This is a genomic window from Janibacter melonis (assembly GCF_020567375.1).
In the GTDB taxonomy this organism is placed as follows: Bacteria; Actinomycetota; Actinomycetes; order Actinomycetales; family Dermatophilaceae; genus Marihabitans; species Marihabitans melonis.
Genome location: NZ_JAJBZM010000001.1, coordinates 662,377 through 677,050 on the forward strand (window position 1 = coordinate 662,377; position 14,674 = coordinate 677,050).

Consider the following 14,674-nt stretch of genomic DNA (forward strand, 5'->3'; position numbering starts at 1 on the left):
GGGCCGGCCCCAGCCGGTCCCGCAGCGTGGTCACGCCCCGCGGACCATCGACTCCTTGCCCGAGCCGAGGACGGTGAGCGGCAGGAGGGTCTTGCCGGTCGGGCCGACCTCGATGTCGGTGCCCATCTGCGGGCACACGCCGCAGTCGAAGCACGGGGTCCAGCGGCAGTCCTCGACCTCGGTCTCGTCGACCGCGTCGAGCCAGTCCTGCCACAGCCACTCCTTGTCGAGCCCGGAGTCGATGTGGTCCCAGGGCAGGACCTCGCTCTCGCCGCGCTCGCGGGTGGTGTACCAGTCGACGTCGACGCCCGTGCCGGCCAGGCCGCGCTCGGCGCCTGCCATCCACCGCTCGTAGGAGAAGTGCTCGCTCCAGCCGTCGAAACGACCGCCGTCGCGCCACACCTCCTCGATGACCCGGCCGATGCGGCGGTCGCCGCGGCTCAGCAGGCCTTCGACGATGCCGGGCTTGCCGTCGTGGTAGCGGAAGCCGATGGAGCGCCCGTAGCGCTTGTCCGAGCGGATCGCCTCGCGCAGCTTGGCCAGGCGGGCGTCGGTCTCCTCGGCGGAGAGCTGGCTGGCCCACTGGAAGGGGGTGTGCGGCTTGGGCACGAAGCCGCCGATGGAGACGGTGCAGCGGATGTCGTTGTGCCCGGCGACCTGACGACCGGTCTCGATGACGCGCTTGGCGACCTCGGCGATCTGCAGGACGTCCTCGTCGGTCTCCGTCGGCAGGCCGCACATGAAGTACAGCTTCACCTGGCGCCAGCCCGCGCCGTAGGCAGCGGAGACGGTCGCGATGAGGTCGTCCTCGGTGACCATCTTGTTGATGACCTTGCGGATCCGCTCGGACCCCCCTTCGGGCGCGAAGGTGAGCCCGGAGCGACGACCGTTGCGGGTCAGCTCGTTGGCGAGGTCGATGTTGAAGGCGTCGACGCGGGTCGACGGCAGCGACAGGCCGGTGTTCGTGCCCTCGTAGCGGTCGGCCAGGCCCTTGGTCACCTCGGCGATCTCGGAGTGGTCGGCCGAGCTCAGCGAGAGCAGGCCCACCTCCTCGAAGCCGGTGGCCTGCAGGCCCGCCTCGACCATCTCGCCGATGCCGGTGATGGAGCGCTCGCGCACCGGGCGGGTGATCATCCCGGCCTGGCAGAAGCGGCAGCCGCGGGTGCAGCCGCGGAAGATCTCGACCGACATCCGCTCGTGGACGGACTCGGCGAGCGGGACGAGCGGCTTCTTCGGGTAGGGCCACTCGTCGAGGTCCATGACCGTGTGCTTGGCGACCCGCCACGGGATGCCGCTCTCGGCCGGCGCGACGCGCTGGATGCGCCCGTCGGGCAGGTAGGACACGTCGTAGAAGGCCGGCACGTACACGCCACCGGTCTCGGCGAGACGGCGCAGCAGCTCCATCCGGCCGCCGGGCGAGCCCTGGGCCTTCCACGCGCCGATGATGTCGGTCGCCGCGAGCACGGCCTCCTCGCCGTCGCCGACGATGGCGGCGTCGATGAAGTCGGCCACGGGCTCGGGGTTGAAGGACGCGTGACCGCCGATGAGGACGATCGGGTCGTCGTCGGTGCGGTCGGCCGCGTGCAGCGGGATGCCCGCGAGGTCGAGCGCGGTGAGCATGTTCGTGTAGCCGAGCTCGGTCGAGAAGGACAGCCCGAAGACGTCGAAGTCGCGCACCGCGCGGTGGCCGTCGACGCTCAGCTGGGGCACCTCGTGCTCGCGCATGAGGGCCTCCATGTCCGGCCACACCGCGTAGGTGCGCTCGGCGAGGGCGTCGTCGCGCTCGTTGAGCACCTCGTAGAGGATCATGACGCCCTGGTTGGGCACGCCCACCTCGTAGGCGTCGGGGTACATGAGGCACCACCGGGTCGTGAGGTCCTCGCCGCCGGGGCCGCGTCCGCCGCAGTCCCAGTCCTTGACCGTGGAGTTCAGCTCGCCCCCGACGTACTGGATGGGCTTGCTGACCCGCTCGAGCAGCGGCTCGAGGTCGGCGAAACGAGACTGTCCAGACATGGGTTCCAGGGTAGGTCCCGCCCGCCACCAGCCCAAACGGCCGCCGACGAAGGGGTGTCGTCCCCCCTTCGCGCGGCGGGGAGCGGGGAGGGTGGCGCGGTACCTCCCTCCCCGTGAGTCGAAGAAGGATCGTCACCTCGAGGTGACGATCCTTCTTCGAACCAGCGAGGGCGGGCGTCAGCCGGCGTACATGCCGTCGATGTCGCCCTTGAACTTGTCGGCGACGACGCGGCGGCGCAGCTTCAGGCTCGGGGTGAGCTCGCCCTCCTCGACGGAGAGGTCGCGGCCGAGGATGGTGAACTTGCCGATCCGCTCCCACTTGTTGAGACCAGAGTTCAGCTCGTCGACGTACCCCTGGACCATGTCGCGGGCCTGGGCCGAGGAGACGATCTCCTCGTACGACGCGTCGCCGAGGCCGTTGGCCTGCGCCCACGGCTTGATCGCCTCCTCGTCGAGCGTGACCAGCGCGGTGACGAAGTGACGCCCCTCGCCGTGCACGAGCAGCTGCCCGACGTAGGGGCACAGGCCCTTGAAGGTCGACTCGACCTGCGAGGGGGCGACGTACTTGCCGTTGCTCGTCTTGAAGAGGTCCTTCTTGCGGTCGGTGATCCGCACGAAACCCCGCTCGTCGATCTCGCCGATGTCACCGCTGTGCAGCCAGCCGTCGGCGTCGAGCGTCTCGGCGGTCGCCTCGGGGTTGTCGTGGTAGCCCTGCATGACGCCCGGGCCGCGCATGAGCACCTCGCCGTCCTCGGCGATGCGCACCTCGGTGCCGATGAGCGGCCAGCCGACGGTGCCGGTGCGCTGGGCGTACGGGCGGTTGACCGTGGCCGCAGAGCTCGTCTCCGTCATGCCGTAGCCCTCGAGGATGGTCAGGCCGGCGCCGTTGAACCACTGCGCGATGTCGGTGTTGAGCGCCGCCGAGCCGGAGATGAAGAAGCGGATGCGCCCGCCGAAGCGGTCCCGCACCTTCGACAGGACGAGCTTGTCGGCCACGGCCAGCTGGGCCTTCTGCACCGGGCTGAGCGAGCGCCCCTCCTGCTCGGCGTCGGCCCGGGCCCGGCCGAGGTCGGAGGCCCAGCGGAAAAGCTTGAGCTTGGCTCCCCCTTCGGCCTCCATGCCCAGGCTCACCCGGGCGTAGACCTTCTCGAAGATGCGCGGGGCGGCAGCCATGAAGGTCGGCCGGACGACCGCGAGGTTGTCGACGATCTTGTCGATCCGCCCGTCGACGGCGGTCGACATGCCGGTGGCAAGCGTGAGCATGAGCAGCTGCTTGCCGAAGACGTGGGCGAGCGGCAGCCACAGGTACTGCACGTCGTCCTGCGTCATCATCCCCGTCGCGGTCGTCGCCGCACCCTGGTAGGTCCACGCCGAGTGCAGCAGGCGCACGCCCTTCGGACGGCCGGTCGTGCCGGAGGTGTAGATGATCGTCGCGAGCGAGTCCGGGCCGGTGCCCTCGATGCGCTCGTCGACGACGCCGGGGGTGGCCTCGAGCACGGCCTGCCCGCGCTCCTCGAGCTCGTCGAGGGTCACGACCCAGTCGTCGCGCTCGACGCCCTCGGGGTCGACGACGACGACCGTGCGCACGTCGGGGATGACCTCGCGGACCTCGCGCAGCTTGGCCACCTGCTCGGCGTCCTCGGCGATGACGACGACGGAGCCGGAGTTGTCGAGGATGTACGCGACGTCGTCGGCGATGGTCGTCGGGTAGATCGTCGTCGTCGCCGCACCGGCGGCCATGATCGCGAGGTCGCCGAGCACCCACTCGATGCGGGTGCTGCACGCGATCGCGACCCGCTCCTCGGCCTCGACCCCGAGGTCGACGAGACCGGCGGCGAGGCGCCACACGCGGTCGCCGAGCTGGGCCCACGTCATCTCGCCCCAGGCGACGCCCTCGGGGTAGCTGTAGGCGGCGCGGTCGGGGGTGGCGGCGATCCGCTCGCGCAGCAGGTGGCCCACGCTCGGGGCCGGGTTCGCCAGCACAGCGGCGTCGTACGTCTCGTCACTGGGCAGGTTGACGTGGGTCGCGCTCAACGGGGGCTCCTCGATAGCAGTCGGCCCCCGGCGCCGTCGACGGGGGTCTGTGGTGCACGACCTTCGCATCTGGAGGCGCCCCTGTCACGGGTTCGGGGTCGAAAGTTGTCGCGAGGTGACCCGATCCGCCTCCGGGACAGCCGGATCGGGGCTCAGCGCTCGCGCGGTGCGGCCGACACGACGAGCGCGACCGCGAGCCAGCAGGCGAACATCGAGCTGCCCCCGTAGCTGAGGAAGGGCAGCGGCAGCCCGGTGACCGGCATCACCCCGAGGTTCATCCCGACGTTCTCGACGACCTGCACGCCGAACCACGTCGCGACGCCGACGCACACGAGCCGCCCGAAGTGGTCGGCCCGCGCGGCGGCGAGCCCGATCCGCGCGACGAGCAGGCCGTAGAGGGCGATGATCACCGCCCCGCCGAGGAAGCCGAGCTCCTCCCCCGCGACGGAGAAGACGAAGTCGGTCTCCTGGAAGGGGATCCGGCCCGACTGCGTGAGCTCGCCCGCCCCCAGGCCCGACCCGAGCAGCCCGCCCGAGCCGATCGCCTCGCGCACCTGCTGGGTCTGGTAGCCGATGCCGAGCGGGTCCGCGCTCGGGTCGAGGAAGGTCGTGAGGCGGTCGCGCTGGTAGCCGCTGAGCACCGGGGTGGTGAAGGCCGCGAGCACGGCCCCGCCGGCGACGAGCGCGAGACCGGCGAGCCAGGGCCACCTCGCCCCCGAGGCGACGAGCACCCCGACGGACAGCGCGAGCAGGACGAGGGCGGAGCCGAGGTCGGGCTGGGCGAGGACGAGCAGGACCGGCACGCCGACGACGGCACCGGAGACGAGGACGTCGCGCGTCGTCGGCGCCCGGCCGCGCTCGGCGGCGTCGGCGAGGACCATCGGCAGGGCGACGCACAGCGCCACCTTCGCCAGCTCGGAGGGCTGGACGGAGAGCCCCACCGGCAGCTCGACCCAGGACCGCGAGCCGTTGACCGTCGAGCCGAGCGGGCCGAGGACGACGACGAGCGCGGCGACGCTCAGCAGGTAGAGCACCGGCGCCAGCGCGCGCAGCGTGTGCCGGTCGAGCCGCAGGAGGGCCCCGGCCATGACGAGCCCGACGGCGAGGTTGACGAGGTGCTTGACGAAGACGGTGGAGCCCGCGTCGGCGCGCGTCGCCGAGCCCACGAGCAGGGCGCCGACGAGGCTGAGCACGAGCGCGGTGACGACGAGGACGACGTCGCCGCGCAGAAGCAGCTCGCGCACCCGCCCGCCCGGGCGCCGGTCGGTCGCGGTCGGGCTCATCACGCGGCCGCGACGATCAGGGCGCGGTGACGCCGAGGACGGCGCGGGTGCGCTCGACGTCGGTGCTCATCGCGTCGAGCAGCTCGTCGACGGACGAGAAGCGCAGCGTCGGGCGGATCCGCTCGACGAGCTCGACGCCGACCTGCTCGCCGTAGAGGTCGAGGTCGGTGCGGTCGAGGACGTAGGACTCGAGGACACGACGGACCCCGTCGAAGGTGGGGTTGGTGCCGACCGAGACGGCGGCGGGCAGGCGCCGGTCGGGGTGCCCCTCGGGCAGCCCGCGACGCACGAGCCAGCCGGCGTAGACGCCGTCGGCGGGCAGGATGCCCAGGCTGTCCTGGCTCATGTTCGCCGTCGGGTAGCCCAGCTCGCGCCCCCGGTGCTCGCCGTGGACGACCTCGCCGACGACCCGGTGCGGGCGGCCGAGGATCTCGCCGGCGGCCGCGACGTCGCCCTCGGCGAGGAGCCGGCGCACCGCGGAGGAGCTCCAGCGCTCGCCGTCGCCGACGTCGTCGATGACGACGACCTCGAAGCCGTGCTGCTCGCCCAGGGTGCGCAGCAGGTCGACGTCGCCGGTGTAGCCCCGGCCGTACCCCTTCGTGTCCGCGCCGACGACGAGGCAGGTGGCCCCGAGACCCTCGACGAAGGTGGAGACGACGAAGTCCTCGGCGGTGGTCTGGGCGTACTCCCAGGTGAAGGGCACGACGAGGACGCCGTCGACGCCCAGCTCGCCGAGCAGCTCGTCGCGCAGCGCCCCGGGGGCGATGAGCTCGGGCGCCCGCTCGGGGTGCAGGACCTCGACGGGGTGGGGGTCGAAGGTCACCGTGACGGTCGGCAGACCGCGCTCACGACCCTCCGCGAGGAGCCGGTCGAGGATCGCGCGGTGGCCGCGGTGGACGCCGTCGAAGTTGCCGAAGGTCGCCACGCACGGACGCAGGGCGTCCGGGGTGGCCTCGGGAGTGGTCCATCGCTGCACAGCAGCACACTCTACGAAGTCGAGGGGCAGCACGCCGCGCCCGCCCGCCCTCAGCTGCCGGCCGGGGCGAGGACGACGTGCGCCCGCACCCTCGCGCCGGACTCGTCGAGCACCGCGACGAGGGTGCCGTCGGGCCCGATGGCCGCGACCGGCTCGGTGCGCCCGGGCTGCTCCGAGTCGATCCGCTGGCCGTACCCGAGGGCCCGGGCCTGGGCCTCGTCGAGCCGCCGCACGGCGAGCGAGGCGGCCGCCGCGTCGGCGAGCGGGACGAGGGGCATGCTCGCCTCGAGGTCCTCGGCACGCGCGGTGAGCTCGGCGAGGTCCTCCGCGTCGTCGAGGTGGTAGCCGCCGACGCGGGTGCGGGTGAGGGCGGTGAGGTGGCCCCCGACCCCGAGCGCCTCGCCGAGGTCGCGGGCCAGCGCACGGATGTAGGTGCCCGAGGAGACGACGGCGCGCACGTCGAGGTCGACGACGGCGGTGCCGTTGTCGGCGGTCGCAGCACGGCGGTCGAGGACGACGAGCTCGGAGACCGTCACCGGGCGAGCCGGCAGGTCGACCTGCTCGCCGGAGCGCACCCGGGCGTAGGACCGCTCGCCGTCGACCTTGATCGCGCTCACGGAGCTCGGCACCTGCTCGATGTCGCCGGTGAGGGCCGCGACCCCCTGCGCGACCGCGTCGTCGGTCACCGCGGCGGCGTCGACGCTCGCGGTGACCTCGCCCTCGGCGTCGTCGGTGACCGTGCGCTGCCCGAGCCGGATCGTCGCCGTGTACTCCTTGTCGCACCCGACGAGGAAGGTCAGCAGCTTCGTCCCGCGCCCGACGCCGATGACGAGCACGCCGGTGGCCATGGGGTCGAGCGTGCCGGCGTGTCCGACCTTGCGGGTGCCGTACAGCCCGCGGCAGCGGGCGACGACGTCATGGCTGGTCCAGCCCGCCGGCTTGTCGAGGACGACGAGACCGTCGCCGGCGAAGGGGCGACGCGGGCGCGAGGCGGGGCGGCTCACCCTTCGCTCTGGTCCGCGTCCTCGCGGGGCTTCTTGTACGGGTCGGGCTCGCCCGCGTACTGCGCGCCGGTCGCGCTCTGCGCGAGCTGCTCGTCGCGCTCGCGGGTCTGGCGCAGCACGTCGTCGAGGTGCGACGCGGTCTCGGGCAGCGCGTCGGGGATGAGCTCGAGGGTCGGGGTGAGCCGGATGCCCAGCTGGCGGCCGACGAAGGAGCGCAGCTTGCCCTGGTTGGCCTCGAGGACACGTCCGCTGCGCTCGCGCTGGGCGTCGTCGCCGAAGACGGTGTAGAAGACCGAGGCGTGCTGGAGGTCGCCGGTGACACGGACGTCGGTGATCGTCACGAAGCCGAGGTCGGGGTCCTTGACGATCGACTCGAGGTTGCCGGCGATGACCTCCTTGATGCGGTCGGCGATCTTGCGGGCGCGGGCCGGGTCAGCCATGAGGGCACCTCCGTGAGTCGGGACAGGACGAGGACACGGTATGCGATCGCGCGTCCCGCACGGGCACCGGTCAGTAGTCGCCCGGGACGTCGTAGAGGCCCGGGATGGTGCCGAGCAGGCCGGCGACGAAGGCGGCCGCCACGAGGAGCAGCCCGGTGCCGCCGAGCACGGCCCCCGCGACGAGGAGCGGGCGGTGGCGCGAGTCCTCGGCCCCGCGTGCCTGGGTGAGGCCGACGACGGCGGCGACGAGCGCCGCGACGGGGAAGATCCAGCCGATGAACCAGCAGCAGCAGGACGCGGGGATGCCGACGATGCCGAAGACGATCGAGACGATGCCGAGGATCTGCGGGGCCGGGGTGCCCGGGCTCTGCGCGCCGCCGGCTTGGGCGTAGGGGGTGCCGGGCACGTGCTGCGCCCCGTACGGGACCGGTGGGTGGGCCGCACGGGGAGGCACCTCCGGGTACGGCACGTCCGGGCGCGCCGGTCGGCCGTCGCCCGGGACCCCGCCGGGCTCTCCCGGCCCGGGCGGTGGCGGCGGTGGTGTCGTCATGTGCTCCCCCGTCTCAGGTGACGACGCGCCCCGCCCGCGGGAGCGGACGGGGCGCGTCGACGAGCAGCCGCAGGTGGCGGCAGCCGCTCAGTAGTTGTACGTGGCGTTGAGGTCGATGACCCCGGCGGCGACGAGGATCCAGTACAGGACCGCGATGACCAGGCCGAGGGCACCGGTGGCCAGACCGACGGTGATGAAGGTCTTGAGGTCCGGGCGCGGGTGGGTCTTGGTCTGGTTACGGGCGATGAAGCCCGTGACGAGCGCGACGATCGGGAAGATCGGCAGGGCCCAGCAGCAGCACAGGACGACACCGACGATGCCGAAGCCCATCGAGACGAGGGCGAGGATCTTCGTCGAGTCGCTGCCGGACTTCGGGGCGCCGTACTGGTTCGGCGCGCTGCCGTAGGGGTTGCCCTGCGGGGCGCCGGGACCGGAGCTGCCGTAGGAGGCGCCCGGGGCGCTCGGGTAGGACGAGCCGGAGGGGCCGGACGGGGGCGGGGTGGAGCCGGAGCCGGGCGTCGAGCCCGAGCCGGGCGTCGAGCCCGAGCCCGAGGGGTACGGCGACGAGCCGGTCGGGTCGTAGGGCTGATTGCCGCCGCTGCCGGGCGGAGGAGGAGGCGTGGTCACGAGGATCCCCTGAGAGGTGTTGACGGACACGGTCGGTCGTGCTGCCCGGAGTCTAGGGGCCCACCTGGCCCGGATCGGCGAAGAGCGCGGGCGGCGCGTCCCCCCCGCAGCCGGACCACCTAGCCTGGGGGCCATGACCACCGGACGGCTCCCCGTCGTGAGGGCCGTCCGCAGCCTGGCCCTCACGACGAGCGCTGTGGGTGCCGGGCTCCTCGCCCACTGGCACGCTGGCGGGACCACGCCCCACCCGGTCGCGCTGCTCGTCCTGCTCCTCGTGCTCACCGTGCCGGTGGCGCGGCTCAGCGCACGGCGGGTCTCCCCGGCCGTCGCGACCGTGGTGCTCGGCGCGGGCCAGGGTGCGATCCACCTGCTCGGCGCCCTGGGGGGCACCACCTCCTCGCACGCGTCGTCGCACGGCGGCCACGAGGTCGTGCACCTCGGGCCGCTGCCCGCCGGCTCGACCGACGGCGGCGGGCTGACCATGCTCGGGCTGCACCTCGTCGTCACGCTCGCCCTCGCTGCCCTGTGGTCGCGCGGCGAGCAGGCCCTCTTCGCCGTCGTGCGCCGGCTGCGCCCGCCGGCGCTCCCCCGCTGGTCGGTGCCAGGAGCACCGGCGGTGCTCGTCGCGGTCGTCGCGCCGCGAGCGCGCAGCCTGACCCGGTGGCACCCGAGCCGGGCCCCACCTCTCCCTGTGAGCTGATCCCCCTTCGCGCCTCCCGGCGCACCACCGGACGCACCCCGTGCGCCCGGCCCTGCCCGCACGCCGCGGGCCCCATCGCTCACAGGAGAAGACACCCATGCGCACCACCCACCGCCGCGCCCTGCGCGCGCTCGTCGGCCTCGCCGCCGTCACCACCCTCGCCGCCTGCGGGTCGGGCAAGACGACCTCGACCACGACGGCCTCGTCCTCCTCGGCCGCCTCGACGTCCACCCCGTCCCTCACCGTCACCGACGGCTGGGTCAAGGCCGTCGACGCCTCGCAGGACATGACCGCCGCCTTCGGCACGCTGACGAACACCGGTGACGAGGACGTCGTCATCACCGGCGGTCGCTCCGACCTCGCCGGGATGGTCGAGGCCCACGTCATGAGCAAGGACGAGAACGGCGCCATGGTCATGGAGGAGGCGAAGGACGGGCACACCGTCCCCGCCGGGGGCGAGCTCGAGCTCACCCCCGGGGGCGCCCACCTCATGCTCATGGACCTCTCGAGCGACGTCGTCGCCGGCGAGGACTACGTCGTCACCGTGACGACGGCGGACGGCCAGGAGGTCGACCTCGCCTTCGCCGGCCGGGAGTTCTCCGGCGCCGAGGAGGAGTACGCGCCCGACATGCCCGGCATGTCGCACGACGGGCACGGCGAGACCTCGACGACGTCGAGCTCGAGCCGATGACCCCCGGCTCCTCCGGGGGCCACGGGCTGCGTCGTCGGACCCTGCTCGGGTCCGGCGTCGGCGCCGCTCTCGCCGGCTCGGCGGCCGTGCTCACGGCCGCCGGCCCGGCGGGGCCGGTCGCAGCCGCGGCCGAGCAGACGTCACCCGGACCGCGCACCGTCGCCTTCTACGGCGACCGCCAGGCCGGGGTGACGACGCCCCCGCAGACCCACACCCGGTGGGTCGCCCTCGACCTGGCCCGTGGCAGCGACCTCGCCGACCTGCGCCGCGTGCTGCGGATGTGGACGCAGGACCTCGCCCGGATCACGCAGGGCGTGCCGCCGCTGGCCGACCACACCCCGGAGCTGACCCTCGATCCCGCTCACCTCAGCGTGACCGTGGGCCTCGGGCGCAGCGCCTTCGCCCGGCTCGGACGGCTCGACCTCGCGCCGCCGTGGCTGCGCGACCTGCCCTCCTTCGCGACCGACGCGCTGCACGACCGCTGGAGCGGGGGCGACGTGGTGCTCCAGATCGGGTCGAGCTCGCTCGAGGCCACGGCCCGCGTCCAGCGGGCTCTCGTGCGGGCGGCCGGCTCGACGACGACCTCGCGGTGGACCCAGGCCGGGCACCGCGGCCCGTCGCCCGAGCCGTCGTGGGCCACGCAGCGCAACGCCTTCGGCCAGGTCGACGGCACCGTGCAGCCGGCCGTCGACGGGCTCGACGACGACCTGCTGTGGCGCGACGCGAGCAGCGGGGCGTGGGAGCACGCGAGCACGCTCGTCCTGCGCCGGGTCGCGATGAACCTCGACACCTGGGAGCAGCTGGACCCGGTGGCGAAGGAGGCGGCGATCGGCCGCCGCCTCGGCGACGGCGCCCCGCTCACCGGCGGCGGGGAGCGCACTCCCCCGGACCTGCACGCGACGGACGCCGACGGTCTCACCGTCATCGACCCGTCGTCGCACATGGCCCGAGCGATGCCGCGCGAGCCGTGGGAGCGCTTCCTGCGCCGGCCGTACTCCTTCGAGCTGCCCGGGGCCGACGACGTCGGCACGCTCACCCGCGCGCAGACCGCGCGCTCGGCCCACGGCCTGCTCTTCGCGGCCTACTGCGCCGACGCCCACCGCCAGTACGTGCCCGTCCAGCGCCGCCTCGCCGAGGCCGACCTGCTGAACATCTGGACGGTCACCACCGGCTCGACGCTCGTCGCGGTCCTGCCGGGGGTGCACCCGGGTGAGGCCCTCGGCGAACGGGTCCTCGACGGCTGAGGCCGCCCGGGCACGACGAAGGGGTGACCCTCCCGCGTGGGAGGGTCACCCCTTCGTCGTGGTGAGCCGGACGCGTCAGGCGCGCGGCTTCTCGCGCATCTCGTAGGTGGCGATGAGGTCATCGAGCTGCAGGTCGTTGTAGGACCCGAGGTTGATGCCGCACTCGAAGCCCTCGCGGACCTCGGTGACATCGTCCTTGAAGCGCCGCAGACCGGCGATCTCGACGTTCTCCGCCACGACGACACCCTGGCGCGTGATGCGCGCCTTCGTGCCGCGCTTGATCTCGCCGCTGCGCACGATGGAGCCGGCGATGTTGCCGAACTTGCTCGAGCGGAAGATCTCGCGGATCTCGGCGGTGCCGAGCTCGACCTCCTCGTACTCCGGCTTGAGCATGCCCTTGAGAGCCTGCTCGATCTCCTCGATCGCGTTGTAGATGACCGAGTAGTACCGAATCTCGACGCCCTCGCGCTCGGCGACCTCGGCGTTCTGACCCTCGGCCCGCACGTTGAAGCCGATGATGATCGCGTCGGACGCCATCGCGAGGTTGATGTTGTTCAGCGTGATCGCGCCGACGCCGCGGTCGATGATCCGCAGGTCCACGTCGTCGCCGACGTCGATCTGCAGCAGCGCGTCCTCGAGCGCCTCGACCGAGCCGGACACGTCGCCCTTGAGGATGAGGTTGAGCGTGTCGATCTTGCCGGCGGCGATGACCTTGTCGAGGTCCTCGAGGCTGATCCGCTTGCGCGCCTTGGCCAGCGAGGCCTGACGGTCCGCGGCCTCGCGCTTCTCGGCGATCTGGCGCGCGGTGCGGTCGTCCGGCGCGACGACGAAGGTGTCGCCGGCGCGGGGGACGCTCGACAGGCCGAGCACCTGGACCGGACGGGACGGGCCCGCCTCGTCGAGGGTGTTGCCGTGCTCGTCGAGCAGCGCACGGACGCGTCCGTAGGCGCTGCCGGCGACGATCGCGTCACCGACGTGCAGGGTGCCGGCCTGGACGAGGACGGTGGCGGTGGCGCCGCGGCCCTTGTCGAGGTTGGCCTCGATCGCGACACCACGGGCGTCACGGTCGGAGTTGGCCCGCATGTCGAGCGCCGCGTCGGCGGTGAGCAGGACGGCCTCGAGGAGGCTGTCGATGTTCTGCCCCTGACGGGCGGAGACGTCGACGAACATCGTGTCGCCGCCGTACTCCTCGGCGATGAGGTTGTACTCGGTCAGCTGACCGCGCACCTTCATCGGGTCGGCGCCCTCGACGTCGATCTTGTTGACGGCGACGACGATCGGCACGTCCGCGGCCTGGGCGTGGTTGAGCGCCTCGATGGTCTGCGGCATGACGCCGTCGTCGGCGGCCACGACGAGGATCGCGATGTCGGTGACCTTCGCACCACGGGCACGCATGGCCGTGAAGGCCTCGTGACCGGGGGTGTCGATGAAGGTCAGCGCACGGTCGACGCCCTCGTGCTCGCGGTGGATCTGGTACGCACCGATGTGCTGCGTGATGCCACCGGCCTCGCCGCCCTGGACGTCCGCGTTGCGGATCGCGTCCAGGAGGCGCGTCTTGCCGTGGTCGACGTGACCCATGACGGTGACGACCGGCGGACGCGGCGAGAGGTCCTCGTCCTCCTCGTCGGCGATGCCCGTCTCCAGGTCGATGTTGAAGGAGTCGAAGAGCTCGCGCTCCTCCTCCTCCGGCGAGACGATCTGGATGTCGTAGCCGAGCTCGGCGCCGACCAGCTCGAAGGTCTCCTGGTCCAGCGACTGCGTGGCCGTGGCCATCTCGCCGAGGTTGAAGAGCACCGTGACGAGCGACGCCGGGTTGGCGTTGATCTTGTCGGCGAAGTCGGTCAGGGACGCACCCTGACGCACGCGGACGACCGTCGTGCCGTCGCCCCGGGGGACGATGACGCCGCCGATCGACGGCGCCTGCATCTGCTCGAACTCCTGGCGCTTCGCACGACGGCTCTTGCGCTGCTTGTTGCGACCGCCACCGCGACCGAAGGCACCCTGGGTGCCGCCACGACCGCCGGGACCACCGCGGTAGCCGCCGGGACCACCGCCACCGGGACGACCGGGGCCACCCGGGCCACGACCGGCGGCGCCACCACGGGCACCGGGACCGCCGCGGGGGCGCTCACCGGGACGCGCGACCGAGCTGCTCGCCGGCATCATGCCGGGCGTCGGGGCACCCGGACGGGGACCGCCCGGACGCGGGCCGGCCGCACCGGCGCCGGCACCCGCCGCGCCACCGGGGCGCGGGGGACGCTGACCCGGACGAGGCATGCCCTGGGCGGGGGCGAAGGGGTTGTTGCCGGGACGGGGGCCGCCGGAGCCGCCACCGCCGTCACGACGGGTCCCCATGCCCTGCGAGGAGGCGAAGGGGTTGTTGCCGGGGCGCGGCGCACCGCCACCACGGGTGCTGCCCGAGCGCGGAGCGGCGCCGGGTCGACCGCCACGGTCACGGGCGGCGGGCGCCTCGGGACGGCTGGGGCGCGGACCCGGGGTCGGACCGCCGGCGGCGGGACGGGCCGGGGCCTCGGGCTGGCTGGGGGCCGGGCGCGGGCCGGGCGTGGCGCTCGGCTTCTCCGCAGGGGCGGCCTGGGGCGCCGGGCTCGGCGCGGGGGCCGGGCTCGGGGCAGGGGCCGGAGCCGGGGCGGCGGGTGCCGCCTCGGCGGGCTTCGGGGCAGCAGGGGCCTCGGCCGGGGCCGCCGGGGCGGGAGCTGCGGGGGCAGGGGCCGCCGGGGCCTTCGGACCCGGACGGGGGCCGGGCGAGGGGGCAGCACCGGACGCGGGCTTCGCGGCGGGTGCGGACTCCTTGGCGGCGGACTTCTTGCCGGCCGGGGCGGCCGGGGGGTTCTCCTGGACCCGGCGCACGACCGGGGCCTCGATGGTCGAGCTCGCGGACTTCACGAACTCGCCCATCTCCTTCAGATGCGCCAGCAGATCTTTGCTGGACACGCCGAGCTCCTTGGCGAGCTCGTGGACACGGACCTTAGCCACGTTTCTCCTTCTCCTGGTCCGCGTCGATTAGAAGAAGGCGCGGACCGTCGTCAGTGCAGGGGGATGCTCATCGCTGAGTACTCATCGGGTGCTCATCAGCGTCAAACCCGCTCTCGGT

Annotated in this window: 12 protein-coding genes; 3 read left to right on the forward strand and 9 right to left on the reverse strand. The window is 73.3% G+C overall.

Features of this window, described 5'->3' with window-relative positions:
- Positions 1-30 precede the first annotated feature (30 nt).
- The 8 genes from LIV55_RS03090 to LIV55_RS03125 all read right to left on the reverse strand — a co-directional run bounded on the left by LIV55_RS03090 (position 31) and on the right by LIV55_RS03125 (position 8,957).
- Positions 31-2,013 (reverse strand): TIGR03960 family B12-binding radical SAM protein, encoded by a 1,983-nt coding sequence (locus tag LIV55_RS03090; RefSeq protein WP_229299141.1) that lies wholly within the window; start codon positions 2,011-2,013, stop codon positions 31-33.
- A gap of 177 nt (positions 2,014-2,190) precedes the next feature.
- Complete coding sequence (locus tag LIV55_RS03095) at positions 2,191-4,047, reverse strand: AMP-dependent synthetase/ligase (protein ID WP_205473783.1); 1,857 nt, start codon at positions 4,045-4,047, stop codon at positions 2,191-2,193.
- A 152-nt stretch (positions 4,048-4,199) separates the two neighbouring features.
- Positions 4,200-5,330 carry an FtsW/RodA/SpoVE family cell cycle protein gene (locus LIV55_RS03100; RefSeq protein WP_229299142.1) on the reverse strand — a complete coding sequence of 377 codons (1,131 nt, stop codon included), beginning with the start codon at positions 5,328-5,330 and terminating at the stop codon, positions 4,200-4,202.
- Between the two features lie 16 nt (positions 5,331-5,346).
- Positions 5,347-6,306: a bifunctional riboflavin kinase/FAD synthetase gene (locus LIV55_RS03105; RefSeq protein ID WP_123092813.1), complete on the reverse strand. Its 960-nt coding sequence runs from the start codon at positions 6,304-6,306 to the stop codon at positions 5,347-5,349.
- Between the two features lie 50 nt (positions 6,307-6,356).
- A complete protein-coding gene (gene truB / locus LIV55_RS03110; protein ID WP_229299143.1) occupies positions 6,357-7,310 on the reverse strand; it encodes a tRNA pseudouridine(55) synthase TruB in 954 nt (317 codons plus the stop codon).
- Positions 7,307-7,750, reverse strand: a complete 444-nt coding sequence (rbfA, locus tag LIV55_RS03115; protein WP_068274885.1) for a 30S ribosome-binding factor RbfA — start codon at positions 7,748-7,750, stop codon at positions 7,307-7,309. Before rbfA ends, truB begins: the two co-directional genes overlap by 4 nt.
- Positions 7,751-7,820: 70 nt before the next feature.
- Positions 7,821-8,300: a hypothetical protein gene (locus tag LIV55_RS03120; RefSeq protein WP_229299144.1), complete on the reverse strand. Its 480-nt coding sequence runs from the start codon at positions 8,298-8,300 to the stop codon at positions 7,821-7,823.
- An 87-nt stretch (positions 8,301-8,387) separates the two neighbouring features.
- Positions 8,388-8,957 carry a DUF4190 domain-containing protein gene (locus tag LIV55_RS03125; protein ID WP_229299145.1) on the reverse strand — a complete coding sequence of 190 codons (570 nt, stop codon included), beginning with the start codon at positions 8,955-8,957 and terminating at the stop codon, positions 8,388-8,390.
- Between the two features lie 103 nt (positions 8,958-9,060).
- Between LIV55_RS03125 and LIV55_RS03130 the strand changes: the two genes are divergently transcribed.
- From LIV55_RS03130 to LIV55_RS03140, 3 genes are all read left to right on the forward strand, one after another.
- On the forward strand, positions 9,061-9,627 hold the full coding sequence (locus LIV55_RS03130) for a hypothetical protein (protein WP_123092809.1): 567 nt from the start codon (positions 9,061-9,063) through the stop codon (positions 9,625-9,627).
- Positions 9,628-9,724: 97 nt separating this feature from the next.
- Positions 9,725-10,318 carry a copper chaperone PCu(A)C gene (locus tag LIV55_RS03135; RefSeq protein WP_229299146.1) on the forward strand — a complete coding sequence of 198 codons (594 nt, stop codon included), beginning with the start codon at positions 9,725-9,727 and terminating at the stop codon, positions 10,316-10,318.
- A complete protein-coding gene (locus LIV55_RS03140) occupies positions 10,315-11,562 on the forward strand; it encodes a Dyp-type peroxidase (RefSeq protein ID WP_229299147.1) in 1,248 nt (415 codons plus the stop codon). Before LIV55_RS03135 ends, LIV55_RS03140 begins: the two co-directional genes overlap by 4 nt.
- Before the next feature lie 75 nt (positions 11,563-11,637).
- Here the strand turns inward: LIV55_RS03140 and infB are convergent, their stop codons facing one another.
- Positions 11,638-14,556: a translation initiation factor IF-2 gene (gene infB, locus LIV55_RS03145; RefSeq protein WP_229299148.1), complete on the reverse strand. Its 2,919-nt coding sequence runs from the start codon at positions 14,554-14,556 to the stop codon at positions 11,638-11,640.
- Positions 14,557-14,674 lie beyond the last annotated feature (118 nt).